Origin of the sequence: Sulfitobacter sp., assembly GCF_036960155.1 — a bacterium.
Taxonomy (GTDB): Bacteria; Pseudomonadota; Alphaproteobacteria; order Rhodobacterales; family Rhodobacteraceae; genus Sulfitobacter.
Genome location: NZ_JBALWB010000004.1, coordinates 191186 through 207445, shown reverse-complemented (window position 1 = coordinate 207445; position 16260 = coordinate 191186). Strand labels below are relative to the sequence as shown.

Annotated in this window: 17 protein-coding genes, 1 tRNA gene and 1 pseudogene; 5 read left to right on the top strand and 14 right to left on the bottom strand. The window is 49.9% G+C overall.

Features of this window, described 5'->3' with window-relative positions; all coding sequences use genetic code 11:
* Window positions 1-31 precede the first annotated feature (31 nt).
* A complete protein-coding gene (locus V7775_RS12420; protein WP_335752216.1) occupies window positions 32-262 on the bottom strand; it encodes a DUF6552 family protein in 231 nt (76 codons plus the stop codon).
* 108 nt (window positions 263-370) lie between these two features.
* Here V7775_RS12420 and V7775_RS12415 point away from each other — a divergent pair, with 108 nt between their 5' ends.
* Window positions 371-1231 (top strand): LysR substrate-binding domain-containing protein, encoded by an 861-nt coding sequence (locus V7775_RS12415; RefSeq protein WP_335752215.1) that lies wholly within the window; start codon window positions 371-373, stop codon window positions 1229-1231.
* Window positions 1232-1500: 269 nt separating this feature from the next.
* Here V7775_RS12415 and V7775_RS12410 read toward each other — a convergent pair whose 3' ends face one another.
* Together V7775_RS12410 and aroQ are read right to left on the bottom strand one after the other, a co-directional pair.
* On the bottom strand, window positions 1501-2274 hold the full coding sequence (locus V7775_RS12410; protein WP_335752214.1) for a LuxR family transcriptional regulator: 774 nt from the start codon (window positions 2272-2274) through the stop codon (window positions 1501-1503).
* Window positions 2271-2711: a type II 3-dehydroquinate dehydratase gene (aroQ, locus tag V7775_RS12405; RefSeq protein ID WP_335752213.1), complete on the bottom strand. Its 441-nt coding sequence runs from the start codon at window positions 2709-2711 to the stop codon at window positions 2271-2273. Before aroQ ends, V7775_RS12410 begins: the two co-directional genes overlap by 4 nt.
* 450 nt (window positions 2712-3161) lie before the next feature.
* Here aroQ and V7775_RS12400 point away from each other — a divergent pair, with 450 nt between their 5' ends.
* Entirely contained in the window at window positions 3162-3353 is a 192-nt protein-coding gene (locus V7775_RS12400; RefSeq protein ID WP_335752212.1) for a hypothetical protein, read from the top strand.
* A 214-nt stretch (window positions 3354-3567) separates the two neighbouring features.
* Here V7775_RS12400 and V7775_RS12395 read toward each other — a convergent pair whose 3' ends face one another.
* From V7775_RS12395 to V7775_RS12385, 3 genes are all read right to left on the bottom strand, one after another.
* Entirely contained in the window at window positions 3568-4413 is an 846-nt protein-coding gene (locus V7775_RS12395) for a universal stress protein (protein ID WP_335752211.1), read from the bottom strand.
* A gap of 197 nt (window positions 4414-4610) precedes the next feature.
* Window positions 4611-5450 carry a universal stress protein gene (locus V7775_RS12390; protein WP_335752210.1) on the bottom strand — a complete coding sequence of 280 codons (840 nt, stop codon included), beginning with the start codon at window positions 5448-5450 and terminating at the stop codon, window positions 4611-4613.
* A gap of 190 nt (window positions 5451-5640) precedes the next feature.
* Complete coding sequence (locus V7775_RS12385; RefSeq protein ID WP_335752209.1) at window positions 5641-6318, bottom strand: helix-turn-helix domain-containing protein; 678 nt, start codon at window positions 6316-6318, stop codon at window positions 5641-5643.
* A gap of 164 nt (window positions 6319-6482) precedes the next feature.
* On the opposite strand from V7775_RS12385, the gene V7775_RS12380 reads away from it, so the two are divergent.
* On the top strand, window positions 6483-7229 hold the full coding sequence (locus V7775_RS12380; RefSeq protein ID WP_335752208.1) for a response regulator: 747 nt from the start codon (window positions 6483-6485) through the stop codon (window positions 7227-7229).
* Window positions 7230-7234: 5 nt separating this feature from the next.
* Here the strand turns inward: V7775_RS12380 and V7775_RS12375 are convergent, their stop codons facing one another.
* The gene (locus V7775_RS12375; RefSeq protein WP_335752207.1) at window positions 7235-8779 is read right to left on the bottom strand and encodes a PAS domain S-box protein; all 1545 of its coding nucleotides are present in this window, start codon (window positions 8777-8779) and stop codon (window positions 7235-7237) included.
* A gap of 154 nt (window positions 8780-8933) precedes the next feature.
* Between V7775_RS12375 and V7775_RS12370 the strand changes: the two genes are divergently transcribed.
* Both V7775_RS12370 and V7775_RS12365 read left to right on the top strand, forming a co-directional pair.
* Window positions 8934-9380 carry a universal stress protein gene (locus V7775_RS12370; RefSeq protein ID WP_335752206.1) on the top strand — a complete coding sequence of 149 codons (447 nt, stop codon included), beginning with the start codon at window positions 8934-8936 and terminating at the stop codon, window positions 9378-9380.
* A 90-nt stretch (window positions 9381-9470) separates the two neighbouring features.
* Window positions 9471-10295: pseudogene (locus tag V7775_RS12365) on the top strand (IS30 family transposase); the annotation flags it as partial.
* A gap of 263 nt (window positions 10296-10558) precedes the next feature.
* On the opposite strand, the gene V7775_RS12360 reads toward V7775_RS12365, so the two are convergent.
* The 7 genes from V7775_RS12360 to V7775_RS12335 form a co-directional block, all read right to left on the bottom strand.
* Window positions 10559-11785: a calcium-binding protein gene (locus tag V7775_RS12360; protein ID WP_335752204.1), complete on the bottom strand. Its 1227-nt coding sequence runs from the start codon at window positions 11783-11785 to the stop codon at window positions 10559-10561.
* Window positions 11786-11960: 175 nt separating this feature from the next.
* On the bottom strand, window positions 11961-13067 hold the full coding sequence (locus V7775_RS12355; RefSeq protein ID WP_335752203.1) for a calcium-binding protein: 1107 nt from the start codon (window positions 13065-13067) through the stop codon (window positions 11961-11963).
* A 138-nt stretch (window positions 13068-13205) separates the two neighbouring features.
* Window positions 13206-14003, bottom strand: a complete 798-nt coding sequence (locus tag V7775_RS12350; protein WP_335752202.1) for a hypothetical protein — start codon at window positions 14001-14003, stop codon at window positions 13206-13208.
* Window positions 14004-14129: 126 nt separating this feature from the next.
* Complete coding sequence (locus tag V7775_RS12345; protein WP_335752201.1) at window positions 14130-14360, bottom strand: hypothetical protein; 231 nt, start codon at window positions 14358-14360, stop codon at window positions 14130-14132.
* Between the two features lie 726 nt (window positions 14361-15086).
* Entirely contained in the window at window positions 15087-15395 is a 309-nt protein-coding gene (locus V7775_RS24765; protein ID WP_443070120.1) for a helix-turn-helix transcriptional regulator, read from the bottom strand.
* A gap of 337 nt (window positions 15396-15732) precedes the next feature.
* Complete coding sequence (locus V7775_RS12340) at window positions 15733-15930, bottom strand: hypothetical protein (RefSeq protein ID WP_335752200.1); 198 nt, start codon at window positions 15928-15930, stop codon at window positions 15733-15735.
* 217 nt (window positions 15931-16147) lie between these two features.
* Window positions 16148-16237: transfer RNA gene (locus tag V7775_RS12335), tRNA-Ser, on the bottom strand.
* Window positions 16238-16260 lie beyond the last annotated feature (23 nt).

The window sequence follows — 16260 nt, the reverse complement described above, 5'->3', positions numbered from 1 at the left end:
AAGGCGGGGCATTTGCTCCGCCTTTTTACGTTTAGCGCCCCATCAGGCCGACAATCATGGCGCCAAGGGCAACGATGTGGATGAGCATGATGGCACGATCTTTCCAGATCCAGCCAACGGCGAACCACCCGATCAATCCCATCAGGAAAAGATAGATGTTCAACGGCGTTAGTCCATATGCGGTTGCAGTATATCCCATGATCTGGATCACCGATGCGATCCACTTAAGAACGGTCACTCTGTCTTCTAAAAATTGCGTCATTACATCCTCCTGACTGTGTTCAGGCTGTAATGGCAGTGGGTGTTTGGATTGACCAATCATGGTTTTTCGCGCAAGCCTGTAGAAAAACTACACCCAAGGAAGCGCATGATGATCCGCCACCGCAATTTAAACGGTCTGCGCATGTTTCACCAAGCGGCGGTATGCCTCAACTTTGGCCATGCGGCTGAGGTGCTGAACGTGACGCAAGGTGCTGTAGCCCAACAAATCCGCGCGTTAGAGGCCGAGTTAGGTGTGCAACTTTTTCATCGAAAAGCGCGTGGCCTTAGCCTTACATCTCAAGGAGAAGCTCTATCTAAAGAAATTGCACATGCCTTGCAGCAGATCGATGCAGCCCTTTCTGCGGTGACAGCAGTTTCGAACACGGTTGCGTTGACGGTAACGCCCTCTTTCGCGGCAAAATGGCTTGGCCCGCGATTGCCGTCATTTATGGATGAACACCCAGAGATTGATTTGCAGATTACTGCGGATCAAAAGGTGACCGATTTCAAGACTGACGGAATGGACATGGCAGTGCGGCAAGGAATGCCTCCGCAACAGAAGGATGTTGAGTGGTGTTTTCTGGGGCCACATGATCTGGTGGCAGTGGCCGCGCATTCGCTGATTGCGCAATACCCGTCAGATGCGCCGCTGGAATCTTACCCGTTGATTGAAGACAGTCACCGATTATGGGCCGCGGCACTTGAAGGTGCTGCCATCCAAAATGAAGTAAGAATTTTGAAGGTCAATCAGACATCATTAGCCTTGGACGCGGCACGCAGAGGGCAGGGGGTTGCATTGGTGCCGCGCTGTTACCTTGATCCTGTAGAGGACCATATGCTGACACAAATGAGACGCGTCGCAGAGCAAGAAGGACGCGGGTTCTATTTAGTTTGGTCAAAGCAACGGGTGGACACGCCAGCAATGGTCACGTTTCGGAATTGGCTCATCACTGGTTTTCAACGCCCTTGAACAGCGAACAGCACAGTGCCTTGGGACAAGGGACTGTGCTGTACAGAAGACCCAAAAATTTGACGACTCTGGGGAGAGTAGGGTCCTCATATGCTCCGGCCAGTGAGACATTTAAAACAGTCCCACTGGGTCCGGCGACCCGACAGCGCTTTGTAATTCCAAAGTTATCTAGGTCGTCTGCCAGACCAGCTTAGCCGTTACGATCTGACAAGGTGAATTTGCATCAAAATTCCCCCTAGGGAAAGTAAGGTATACCCTACCTATCTTTGTCAGGGCCTTTTGGGTGTCAAACTATCTAGGACAAACATCTGATTTGCAAATGCTGCCTTCATAACAGCGTGAGCCGTCGTTTCGACCGATAATGCCTCACGGGCCAGGCGCAGGTGCTTTTCAACCGTAGCAGAGGTCAAGCCCATCAGCATCGCAATGTCTTGTGTGGTCTTGCCATCACCTACCCATTCCAACGCTTCGCGTTGGCGTGAAGTGAGTGAGCGGTTAGGCGCACTATATGGGAGTGTCAGGATTTTCAGGTGAACGATATTGTTCATCAAAGTAATATCTGCACCATGCTCAGCCCAGACCGCATCAATAGCGTCCTGATCCATGCCGCGTTTTGCGGTTAGGGCAATTGCACCTTTGGACCGCGCAGAGATCGATTTAAAACTGATAGAATAGCCTGCTGTGACGCCCATATCGCGGTTAAACTCCAAAACACGCCGCTCTGGCGCGCTGAGGGTTTTTGTGCGTTCCATTTCGGCCAGCAACTTCCAGCTTTTTGCGCCCTCATTTTCAAGGGCCCAGTGCACCATGGGTGCATGGAAATAGTGTCCTTCATCTAGAAAAACATCAATGTAGGCGCGTGCGTGGTTGGTCAGCAGAATGAAATCACTAGGGTCACCTAAAGAAGTAGACGTGCGGTAATGGGTAAAGCCATAGAGCAACCGGTCAAACCCGTATTGAGCCATTTTGATTACATGGTCTTTCCACAGCTCTTCGATACTTTTGCTGTCAGCAACACCTAAAAGGTAACGACGTAAACTCATGAAATCACCAATCTTTCAGCCAAGGCGTCTAGCGCCATAAGATAGCCCTGCGCACCAAATCCACAAATTTGGCCAATGGCCACTTTTGACAGATACGAAACATGGCGAAATGGTTCGCGTGCATGGATGTTGCTCAGGTGAACCTCAACCATGGGCAATTCAACGGAAGCAACGGCATCCATCAACGCAATTGAGGTATGCGTGTATGCGCCCGCATTAATAATTAGCCCGCCGTGGGTGCCCTTTGCCGCATGAACTGCGTCAATCATGACACCCTCATGGTTGGACTGCAAAAAGCTAACGTCCAATTTCAACGCCAAAGCGCGTGTTAAGCACATATCTTCGATATCTGCGAGCGTGGTTGTGCCATATACTTCTGGTTGGCGCTGACCCAGAAGATTTAGGTTGGGACCATTTAAAATAAGGACCGATGACATGACATGTTCCGATAATTAGGTGTGTGAAAAAAACTGTGCCAGTCCAAATTAACACTGTCTAGTTCTTAGAGGAACTAGATCGCATATTTGCGGAGATATTGCATCTATTTTAAGTTGGATTTTTAGATTTAGGTTTGAACTAATTGGGGCTTTTTCAGACAATATAGTACCAAGTATAGCGCACCGTGTCGATAGCGGTGCAATTGGTACTGGTTAATAAACATTTTTAGAACGACTAAACTAAGTTGAGGGCAGCTTTGCCGCAGTTATTGCGGAATTTGGTGCGGAATATCCAGGGCAGGGCCTAAACGGGATGCCTACCTTTTGGGCCTCAAAAATTCTGGGAGAAAGATACTTTTCAGTTCTGTTTTGCCCGCTTGCTTTGATGTTGATCAATCTTGCGGGCCCCAGTCCAACTAAGTTGAGGTGAACACATGGAAAGGACGCAGAATGAACCAACAATGCATAAGTCTCTCCTTAGATAAACAACTCCCGATTGCCGCCTTGCCGGACGACCCGGTTAAGGTACCCCCGGCACCGAGAGAACCGCAGCAAAATGATCCGGTGGTGCCTAAACCTCCTAAGCCAAATGCGCCCATCGAAGAGCCTGATCCTTTTGACGATGGTAATTTCCCCATTTGATAACGTGAAGCGGCAGATCGGAGAAACCCAGTTTGCCGCCTCAAACAACAAACTGATATGCGCACTACCGCGCTTATAAATCAGAACCAAACTGCTTGCGGCGTGATCCCCAAATCTAACCCCAATGTTCTGCCGCTTTGGTGCAATCTACGCCGTAACACAAAAAAGGCCTGCAGTGTCGGTGCAGGCCCTTTCGTTCAAACGAGTTGGGATATCAGTGAGCCAAAAGAACGGGCAACTTTGTCTGCTCAATCATCGAACGGGTGGTGCCGCCCAAGACGCTTTGGATCATCCTTGCATGGCCATAAGCCCCCATAACAATCAAATCTGCGCCAAACTCTGTTGCGCGGTTATGAATGCACTCAGCAACATCAAGCCCGCCACTGGGGAACTGTGATACAGTGACCTTGCACCCGTGATGGCTGAGCCATGCAGCCACATCAACACCGGGGTCCTGACCATTGCGATCGGGGCTCATGAACGGATCAATGCAAGCAATCACAACTTCTTTTGCGCTCTTTAGAGCAGGAAGAGCGGCATGGACCGCGCTAGCGGATGCTTTGCTGCTGTCCCATGCTACAAAAATTCGCTCATCGGATTGAGAAACCGCGCCGTTCAAGCGCAGGCCAATGGGGGAATGAAACAAAACGCCACTTGCCGCTTCGTTAAATATCTCTGGGGCATCGCGCAAGTTAGGAGCGAGGTGAGCGACATCACTGACACGCGCAGAACGCGCTACAATGTGTTTCACATCAACAGTCGCACACATGGTTGATTGTACATCCCCCGACGCATTGCTCTTGGCCAGCAATTTTTCCACGTCCTGGACGCGCGCGTGTTGTGCTTGTTGGGCTTTTTCAACCAAATCACCCCAATTGGTTGGTATGTTCATACCGCCGTAGGGCGGAACGCCAAACGCGTACATCGGCAACGCAGGCGCCATATCGATCAACAGGCAAGACAAATGCTCATTGTCCGCAGCAGCACTTTCGGCGGCGGCGTGTATTTGGGCGTCAGGCGTTTGGGTATTCATCACAAAAAGTATCGTCCGGCGTTTCATATTGTTCTCCATTGTGTAGCTACGGCCATTTCCGACGAAAGGGGCGGCTGATGTTAGGCTGATATTAGAATGACAGATCGTTCGGAATCCGAACTGACAAAGGTCAATGGCTGTAGGTTTGAAGCGTCACTCCTTCAGAAAAGAGCACGGGTAAGGGTTCTTCTGCCTTTATGACCCAGCGGAGACTTTTCGGCGGCTCACTTGCTGAAAAGTACTGGGATTTGCTGCTCTTTCAAAAGCGCATATGTCGTTGCGCCAAGCACAAAATCATAGGCTTTTGAGTGGCCAAACGCACCAGTGACGATCAGGTCAGCACCTTTTTCAAACGCAACCTTGTTAAGGGTATCCGCAATGCTATGACCTGAGGGCGCGCGCCGTTCGAGGGTTGTTTTCAGGCCGTGGCGTGCAAACATTTCTGCAATGTCTACGGCATCATCATCTTGCAGAATGTCCTTTGACGGTTTTTCCACACGCAACACTGTGAGGGCGGCACCATCATCAGCAACACCTAGCATGTCATGTGCTGCGCGTGTGGCTTCCCGCGTGTCGCTCCATCCCATCAATATATTAGCACCAATTTCCGGACCCTCATAATCAAGAGGCACCACAATGACGGGTCGCCCACTTTCGCGGATTACATACGACTGTGCATGACGTTGATCATAGCGGTCACGGTCCTTGTCTTCATGGGCCATGATCACCAGATCCGCTGCGCGTGCAGATTCTATCATTCGTTCGTTTGCGGAAGCAGCTTCAGCGCGTACAAGTCTGAATTCACTCACAAAATCTTCAGACTGGGTGTGTTTCGTAAATATGTCCCGTATCCCTTGCGCCTCTTTCTTTTGGCTGGCGTTAAATGCAGCAAAGGCTGGTTCAGGAATGTGCATGGCAATGCTTGGATACACCAATAATGCCTCGATTGTATGTAACCCAACCAAATGCGCGCCGTGTTTTCGCGCCAACGGAACAGCAACTTTCATGAGGGTTTCAGCGTTCTCTGGCGTGGTGAGGCAAACGAGAATTGTTTTCGGGCCCATGGGATGTGTCCTTTTGTTTGATTTTGTTTCTACTGACCACAAACGTAACAAGGTTACCGGAAAGCTGATTGATCAGGGTCAATCGGTGCCATGTGAATGGCATGCTGTGCAGATGGAAATCATGTGCTAAACAACCAACCATAAAGATATAAAATATAATAATTATATATAATTACGCCGCACTCCTAACCTAGGTGTGGTGACCTTGAGAGAGCGCAAGCAGGGCCGTCGGGCGATGGATGATCACCGTGTGAATGTTTTCAATGGTGATAACTTTGCTGTTGCGCAATTGAGTAAACGTCCGGCTGACGGTTTCAGTTGTGAGCCCCAGAAAGTCGGCAATGTCCGAACGGCTCATGGGGAGGTTTACACTGCGCGATGCGCCCAAGTCGGTGCCAACGCGGGCAGCTAAAACACACAGGAATGACGCCAGCTTTTCGTTGGCAGATTTGCGGCCCAACATCATAAAGTGGTCTTGCATGGCGCTAATTTCATTAAGGGCGGCATGCAACAACGCACTATAGAGCTTCGGATCACTTGCGCCACCTTCAAGAATGGAACGTCTGTAGGGCTGAAGGTACGTGTCAGTAAGTGCCTCGCAATCTGTATGGTGATTGCCAGACGCAGGAAAGCCGATGATATCACCGGGGTAACCAAAGGCGATTACCTGACGACGGCCATCACTAAGTAAGCGGGTAAGGCGTACAACACCACTGGTCACCTGATACAGCCATTCTACTTCATCGCCCTCATAATAAAGGTACGCGCCAGGTTCTAGGTGGGTTTGAATGGTTTGTGGCGTGGTCGTTCCGCAAAGGGGCAAAAAGGCAAAGGTGCTGGAATTTTCCGTTGGGATGGTAACGTACATGATCGGCGACCCTCTGATTGAACTAAAGGGTTTTTGCACTGCTAATGTATCGGCGATTATCGCGCACTTGCAGGTTTATGTATCATTTTGTAACGGTGTATTACATTCTGTGTCAGTATTTAGAATATACGTTGATTGACCCTGTTCGGGCGTGAAGGTGGTGTATGAACGACCAGACAGTCCTTGTTGTTGATGATGACAAAAAAATTCGGAACCTCTTGCGCAATGTGCTCGAAGGGGAGGGGTTTTCTGTTGTCGAAGCGCAAACCACGGCGCAAGTCATGGAATTTATGGAAAATTCGACATTGTGCCTCGTGACGTTGGATATCCACCTTGGGTCGGAAAATGGCATCGAAGTTGCACGCCAGATCAGGCATATCTCTCAGGTTCCTATCATCATGGTAACGGGTAAGGATGATGTCATTGACCGCGTTGTCGGGCTTGAGGTTGGAGCGGATGATTACATAACCAAACCGTTCCATGTGCGCGAAGTCATTGCGCGTATCCGAAGTGTCTTACGGAGGTCTGAAATCTCTGCGCAAGCGCGTGAAGCTGCTTTCGTCGCAGCTCAGCCTATAAGTGGCGCTGAGAGCGTGCAGTACAGATTTGATGGCATGACCGCGATCCCCGATCAGTTGGAACTACTGGATAGAAACGGAGCGTCCAGCGGCCTCACAAGTGGTGATTTTAAATTGCTAAGTGTGTTTTTGACGAGACCAAAGCGGGTTCTGTCGCGTGATCAGTTGATGGACCTTACGGGCGGGGCTGAATGGCAACCTCTGGATCGTGCGATCGACAACCAGATTGCGCGCCTGCGCAAAAAGATCGAGCGCGACCCATCTGACCCAAAACTGATCAAAACTGTGCGTGGTGTCGGGTATACATTCGCCCATGACGTTCAGGTAGATTAAAGGATCTATCGGTTTTCCAAGATGGCCTGAAACCGATGTGCCAATTCATACTGGCGATAGGGTTTGTGCAATATTTCAAAGGGTTTACTATGGGCGAGGGTGCCCGAAATCACATCGCTTGCGTACCCTGATGTCAAGATCACCTTTAATTTGGGGAATTCATCCGCGATTTTGGCCGCCAAATCATACCCGTTCAACTTCCCGGGCATGACAAGATCAGAGAACACCAAATCAACCTGCGCTCCGTCTTTGAGGATTTGGTAGGCTTGGTCGCCATTCTCGGCCTCGATTGTCTGATAACCTAGGTCTCGGATGCGTTCTAATGACAATTTACGTACCTTGGGGTTGTCTTCGACTACCAGAACAACCTCGGCATTTCCGTGGGGCGCGGATTGCTCAGTGCCAGTGGTCGGTGATTTCATACGCGCCTGTGTGTCCGGTTTGGCAAGGGCAGGGAAGTAGAGGCCGAAACTGGTCCCCAGTCCTAGCTCGCTATACAGGGTGACGTGACCATCAGATTGGCGCACAAAGCCATACACCATCGCAAGACCCAAACCCGTGCCTCCACTATTAAATTTTGTGGTGAAAAATGGTTCAAATGCGCGTTTCTGCGCCTCAAGGCTCATGCCCGCGCCATCATCACTCACGGAAAGGCGCACATAATTACCGGGTTCAATGTCGATTTCCTGCGCCATGTAGGAATCGTCAATCACGACATTTTCAATAGATACTAGGAGCTCACCGCCATCACCCATAGCGTCACGTGCATTGAGGGCGAGGTTCATCAACGCGGATTGCAATTGAATCGGATCGATCATCACAGGATCTATATCAGCTGCGAAATTTGTAGTGATACGGTACGCTTCACCCAATGTACGATTTAGCAGCTTCAGCGTTTGTGTGCACAACGTGCGCAGGTCCGTCTCAACAGGTTTTAAATTGCCACGTCGCGCAAAGACCATCAACCGGGCGGTCAGGTCTGCGCCCATCTCGGCTGACTCAAGCGCGTCCTTGATCAAATCCAGTTGGGCCGCGTCAGCGCCGCGGATTTGCAGCAACTCAAGGTTACCAATAATGACGGTAAGTAAGTTATTGAAATCATGTGCAATACCGCCAGTCATCTTACCGATAGCATCCAGCCGTTGGGATCGGGCTAACGCATCTTCAGTTGCTTTGCGGTTGGTCAGATCGTGCATAATTCCGACAAACATTTGCTCGCCATCAATCTGCGTTTCGCCGATCGACAAATGAAGGGGAAAGATCGAATTATCCTTGCGCAGCCCTTCGACATCGCGGCCAATTCCGATGATCCGCTTTTCGCCTGTAGTGACGTGATGGGACATGAATCTGTCGTGAATATCTGCCAGTGCTTTTGGCATCAACGTCGCGACATTTTGGCCAATCATTTCAGAGCCATCATACCCAAATAACTTCGCAGCCGCTGTATTTGCCCGCAAAATAGTGCCGATTTGATCTGACACGACAACCGCATCCACTGCAGCATCAAGTATCGCATGCAGGACTGCAGTGTCTTGGTTCGGTTTGGTCATAGGAAAGGCCTCTTTCATACGTCATATTGCCAAATATGCCGCATCAGGGGCAAGCGGGAATTGATATGTATCAAAGCCTGAAATTGCCAATATGCGAGATGAGGCAAGAACTGCCTGATGGTCAGTTTGTTGGCCGAATGAAAGGACGAAATACATGTTTAGACAGATCATCGTAGGATTAGATGGATCCCTCAAAGCTCATGAAGCTGCGCGCGTGGGATTTGATCTGGCGAGACACTATTCTGGTGCTGTTACGTTGATACATGTGACCCATATAGAAACATCAAATATGATTGTTGGAGCCGTGTCAGGGTGTCACGCAAATGACATGAAGATGAGTATGGAGGAGGTTGAAAAGGAAGGACAAAAAATTCTGGATGATGCGTTATCTATCGCTGAAGATTTTGCATTCACTTCGGTAAAGACACATATGCCACACGGCACAGCCGCCGCGGAAATACTACGCCACGCCGAACAAATTGACGCAGATCTGATCATCACGGGGCGTCGCGGTTTGAACGGTATTGCTAGCCTTGTCCTTGGCAGTACCACACAACAGATCAATCACTTGGCCAAATGTGCTACTTTATCGGTAGTTTAGGTTTAGCAGCCTAAATCAGTATTGATGATTGCCATTTATTTACATAATACTAATTATACACTTTCTTACTGACAATCGGGTACATTCTAATTGGATGGCTACTACGGAATGACGGCGCAGAAATCTACAGCTGAACGTCGTGCACGGCGCCGCAAATTAATGCGCATTCCGGAACTCCGCGAGGCTGTGATTGATCGGCTTCAAGAAGGTTGGTCTCCGGAACAGATCGCAGGCCGTCTGAAAATTGAAGGCCATACAACCACCGTCAGTCATGAGATGATTTATTCTTATGTCCACAGTCCGGATGGTCAATCACAGGCTCTGGCCCGATACCTTCCGGATCGCTGCAAGAAGCGAAAACCCCGCTATACTCGCATTACTCGTGGCATGATGTTCCCGTTGAAACGCCCGATCCACAACAGGCCGGAATACATCCAAGACCGTTCGGCATTCGGTGATTGGGTGGGAGATTTTATGATCTTTAGGCGCAAACATGGCAAGACCAATGTGGCGTCGTTGGTCGAACGCAAGACGCGTTATGCTGTCTTGTTCCGGAATAACGATCGCAGTTCAAAGCACTTCATTGCAAAGTTGATGAAGGTGATGGACCCCCTACCCCAAACCGCCTGTCAATCGATCACCTTCGATCGCGGAATTGAATTCTTGGGCTGGCGAAAGCTCAAATCAGGTATCGAAACCGAGGCTTGGTTCTGCGGTCTACAAGCCCCAAAGCAGAAAGGGTCCGTTGAAAACCTGAACAAGCGTGCGCGGCGCTTCCTACCTAGAGATAGGCCGATCTCAACGCTCTCAGACCGCGACATGAAAGCGATTTGTGAACGCCTGAACGGTATACCTCGAAAATACACACGATGGAGAACACCTGCCGAAGCATTCGCCGAAGAACTCAGAAAATAGGATAGAGAAACGTCGTTACCTAACTTGGGTTCAACCACCTTGAAGTGAGACTCCTATTAGAAAACAGTAACTTATTAAACGATAATAACCTAAATGGGAACGATTCACACCCAACTTATTCACACACAGCTTCATGTCACAGAACGCCGTAGAATTCCCTCTCATAGCATACAAAGCAAACAATATGCATTGCCATAGTTCAAACGATATGGCGCACCCAATAAGGGGTGCGCCATTTTCCATGCATCAATGCAAAGTTACCTTCAGAGCACGAAGTCACTTGCGCCTATCGAGGTCACGCCCAGCAGTAGGATGTTCAGATCAACATTTCCGTCACCATCGACATCCCCCAGCACAAACCCGTTTGTGCCGTTTGTGGCAAAGCGCACCTGACCCGCCTCAGAAAAGCCTGCCGCGCCGATAAAGCTGACCGCCTGATTGCCGCCCACAATTGGGTTGGCATCGATTGTACTGAGATCAATCAGATCGGCACCACCTACCCCGAAGTCAGCAATTGTATCGCGTGAGGTGCCGCTACTGTCGGTGATATTGTTGAAATCAAACGTATCCGCAGCACCACCGCCCGACAGGATATCTGCGCCCAGACCACCGTTCAGCGTATCTGCACCGGTCATGCCGATAAGATCATCATCCCCGTCAAAGCCAAAGATCAGATCGTCACCGGCAAAACCAAGGATGCGGTTATCCTCGACGCTACAGACAAGGGTGTCCCCCCCGACGTTAGAGCCAAAAAGGTCCTCAAAGCCAGTGAACAGATCGGTACCTGATGAGCCACCAACGGCTTTCGCCACGCCTTGGAAGCGCAGGTTGACCGTGACGCCACCAGCCGAGTTGAAGTAACTCAGCACGTCTGCGTCACCCACTCCGCCTTCCATGGTGTCATTACCACCGGAGCCTTCGATCTGGTCATTGCCGATACCGCCGCGCAGGATGTCACCTGCTCCGATGCCGTAGATTTCGTCGTTGCCCTCACCACCAACGATCAGGTTGCCCGCAGAGTTACCGACAAGCAGATCATTGCCTGAACCGCCAATGAGCGCTTCGATGGAAACAAACGTATCTTTACCCGCCTGCGCTGAAACCGACTGCGCACCTCCAAAGTTGATGCTTGCCACCAAGTTGTCAGTCACTTCGGAGTAGTCAGCCGTATCAAAGCCAATCCCACCGTTGAGCAGGTCGTCACCTGTGCTGCCAGAGAGCAGATCATTGCCCGAGCCGCCATAGACACTGTCATTCCCAGACTCAGCACCGACAACATCGTTGCCCGCGTTGCCGCGCACCACGTCATTGCCTGCGTCGCCTGACAGAATGTCGTCATTGCCATAACCTGAAATGCTGTCCGCGCCTTCTCCGCCAAGCACGGTATCGTTGCCCGCACCACCGATGATAGTGTCATCACCCCCGCGCCCTTCAATGCTGTCGTTACCAGCAGCACCATCAATAAGGTTTGCGTTGTCGGCAGTACTCAACGCGATTAGTACGTTATCTTCTCCGTCACCCGTTGCTTGTGCCGAGCCCCCGAATGAGACGTTTTCGATACTAATCAGTTGATGGTAGTTTGTGCCTTAAAATTGGACGAAGCCTGCTGGGAGATTGAAGTGTATAGTTGAATTCCAAATTGCGTCACTAATTAGCAAATCAATGTCATCTCCCCCCGTCAAAGAGGACTTTATTGTTCAATAAATCGAAAATTCCTGTTTCTATGAATACGTCGTTGCCGCCGCCACCATACAAGCTGTCGTTGCCTGTACCGCCTTCAATGGTATCATTGCCGCCGTTCGTTTGGATCAGGTTCGCGTCGTCCGTTCCGATAACAATATCATTGCTGGAAGAGCCAACAAAGTTCTCGATGTTGGTCGATGTCCCAGAGAATGCGCCTGCCACGTTTGTGCCCTGTCGGTATCCTGCGCCAAGCTCGACGTAGGTCAGATTGGTCGACAGGTCCTCAGTGCTGAACGTATCAGTGTCGGCGCCCCCGTCAAAGTTCGGGCTGCCATCCCCATCACTTAGACGCAGGATGTCATTGCCGCTGCCACCCAGTACTGTGTTGTCCCCAAAGCCGCGCAGGCTATCCGCGCCGCCGCCGCCATCCACGATACCAGCACCACGCAGGAAATCATCGGTCGCAGAGCCAATCACGTTTGTGATGCCTGTGTAGATTGAGGTTGTGCCCCCCGATACGAACGTACCACTGGCAGCGAGTGTATTGTGGAAAAAGGTTACCGCCGCGCCAAATATTGAAAAGTTGAGCGTATCAACGCCAGTGCCACCGATATAAAAATTCACAACGCCGTCTTGTTGCACAAAAAGGGTGTCATCGCCGTTACCGCCGTTCAGTGTATCCGAACCCGTACCACTAAGAAGTTGATCCGCAACCGATGTACCTGTTATGGACTCACTGCTGCTATCGCCCGCGATTTTAATGGAATCATCTGCAGTGGAAAAACCCTGAACGTTAACCGTCGAATAATCCACTGTGGTCAGGCTTGTCAGGAAAATGCGCAGCGTTTCTTCGGAATCAGTGCCGCCGTCAAAACCGAAAATCGATACACCTGCAACCTGCGTGTCCGTGAAAGAAGCGATCCGATCAAAATCAAAACTAATTGCATCGAACTCGATCTCTTCAAAGCCTGTTAGTGTTTCGCCAATAAAATTCCAATTCCCAAATGATGTATCGGCAATCACAAGGACATCACCTGTCCCGTCGCCACCATCAAACACAGAGGCGGGATTCACTTCATCCTGATCCACAGTGATCCGGTCATTGCCCTCATAGCCATAAATCTCGAATGCGCCAGTTTCGACGTCAAAGATATCATTGCCAATGGTCCCAATCTGATACCCGTTCGCATCCGGGCTATTGGCATTGTCGCGTGTATCAAAGTAGGCCTAGGTGACGCGGTCGGTCGCAAACTCTTCCTGCCATGTGACCTGTACACGGCCATCATCCATCAGGGTCGCGGAGATGCCGCTCGTATCTGTCGCGCTGAAGTTTCGCACATCGAATTCTCTGCCGATGTTAGTACCTGTGGTAGACAGCCGCTGACCGTGGACATCGAAGGTTTCGGAATCAATCCAAAATACGATAGACTCGCCATTAGGTAAGGCGACCACTTCGGTTTCCGCTTGGTTCCCTGCAACGGTCGTCGCAAAGTTGAGCACACCCGTAGAGACCGTGCCATCCTCGTTATAAATATGCGCACGAACGCCGGTGTTGGTACCGCCAGATGAATCAACCGTATATGCAATGATGAAACGGCCATCAGACAAGGTTGTAACCGACGGATCATAGGCATCAGCGAAAGTACCAACAGTAACACGACTTCCTTGATTCAAGCCAATTTCGGAAACGAATTGAAACTTATTGGTATCATCACTAAGGTTTTCGTTCACGAAAACAATGACATAGTCATCGTCATTGTTAAGGGCCGTGACCGCGTGGCCGCGAATACTCTGGTCTGTGCCAGTTGCACCGTTAAACACTATATTCTGAGTGCCGATCTGACTGTCATTAAGCGGATTGTAGTTCTGAGAAATCACATCGCCATTCCCCAAATCCACCCATGTGATCAGCGTATTAGTATCCCTAAGCGCCGCGATATCTGGTACATTTGCACCAAACGTAAATTGGCCAACATTATCAACCAACACCTCTTCGCGCAGAAAAGCACCCGAGTCCGAGAACACATCAACAACAATAGAGCTATCAAAGGTGATTGGTATACCTGCGACGACTTCTAGATCCAGATAAGTAACGGCAAAACCACCGCCCGGAAGCGCTGCAATCGCAGGCTGGAATTCAGTATCTGCCGTTCAGGTTCTGTTCAGGCGAAATTCAACGCCGACCTCGTTGCCCAAAGGATCAAATAGCTGACCACGCAAGTCCAGGCCATTTACGGTTGTCGGGGATGAGTCATCTGCGCTTACCCACGCGATCAACGTATTGCCATTTGCCAGCTTGATAACTTGCGGGTCTGTCGCGTCTTCGGCGATATTGTTATTTACTGTAAAGCTGTTGGACCAAAATTCTGGTGTTGCTGGCATCTGCTATGTCCTTGTAAAGGTATGCGTCCCAATTGAGAGACTGAAAAATCTCACGGCAAAAGCATTTCTATGGTGTGTCCACCCATGTTCTGACGTGCGTGTAAAGTTTGTGGTGCTAATTAAATTTTAAACATTAGCGGAGAGCCTATTATCTTGATGCTTGTTGCATCAAGATAATCATTCCAGTTTTCACACGTTCTAACAGCTATTTGAACAAATGCTGACCTTCAAACTGGGTTGCGCAAACCCGTAGGCCGCAGCACATCGAACCTCAAAAAACAGAGAAGCCGCCCCTGAATTAACAGAGGCTGGCATTTTTACTGAGTGTTACTTGATGAAATTCCACTACAATTGACGTAGAAGGGCCTCTCCTTCTTGACCAAGGCTGTGTTTGGGTGATCTAAAAATCGCCCGCCACCACATAGTTCTCGCTTGGAAACATCTCGTTGATTTCTACACGTGGTTATGTGCTTGCAGAATATTATATGCCCCTGTCCTGAAAAAACGGTCCGTTTCATAGGCTGCACTTTCTTACGCAACATTCCCTCACGGCGCATAAATTAATAACCTCGATGCGACCCTGGCTGTCGAAGAAACCGTACAACATTACTGCTCTCAGCGGATTTCAAACTGATCCATCGTTGCGGTTTGTTCCAAAATTGACGCGCGACACTTATGAGTTGTTGGCCAGAACTGACATTAAATATTCAACGGTGATCCAGTGTGCTACTTAGAGATCAAGGGCACAATTAGACTGAACAACTCGGCCTGAGACGAAATATTACATTTCCTATATACTTGGCGACGAAACACTTTCACCGTCTCGTACGTGATCCCTAACTTTAAACCAATAGACGTGGATGAATGCCCCTTTAGGACAAGAAGAATGACTTCAACTTGCCGGGTTGTCAGGTGAAACCCATGGGTCGTTTTAGCCAAATCCGAGATTCTTTCCGTTGTCTTACTCTCGTCGAAAGAACCCGATGTATCCAGTTCAGACCACTGGCGCGTGAGTAGTGATGCAATAACAGGCACAAATTCCTGTGCTTTTTTGAGCTCTGATTTTGAAAACTACTTATCACTGGCCCTGTCTCTTCCCAAGCACAATTGCAGCGAGACGCCGGGGTGTGGATAACACACAAAAGCGATTTCATCGACCATTGTCGTTTCACAAAAGTATTCGATAAAATGTTGATTTCGCGCAAAATGGTCGGGCGCTACTTCACGCGAGCAGTATACTCCGACCGGAACCTCTAAAATATATAGTTCATGAAACGGATCAAGCAAGTAGGAACCATCCAGGTAGGCCTGAACGCATCTCGCTCACAGCGCCAGACAACGCCCAACTTCGGGGTGAAGCGGTCCGTCATACCTATAACCCTTCAACAGAAGCCACCATATCCAGCAATGATCTGTTGAATGCAGCGGCATCTAATAAGACCAGACCCAGTCCGTAGCTGCCCATGGCTTTGTTCAGCGCAAGAATTGATGCAAAGGTCTTCGCTTCAGGGATATCTGCGCCGCGCGCAGCTTCGCCTCGAAAAAATCTGTGGTCTTCAAAGCGAAGCATATCTGAATCCGCGCGTCTACATCCCGAAACCTGTTCGCAACGGCACGATAGTAATGCCACCATTTACCACGCTGTTTGATGTGGAGACCCCACATTGCCCAATATCCCTGTACCAATATTTGCACCAAGATCGGAAAACGCCCGATCCGTAGGGATCATCATGCAATCAATAAAAATAACGTCTTAGAGGCGTTGCTCCATCTTGCCATTTGGGTAATGGCGGATCGACAGGGATTCGAACCCTGGAGACGGTCTCCCGCCTACACACTTTCCAGGCGTGCGCCTTCGACCACTCGGCCACCGATCCGTTGGAGGGTCTTTAGCAAGGGA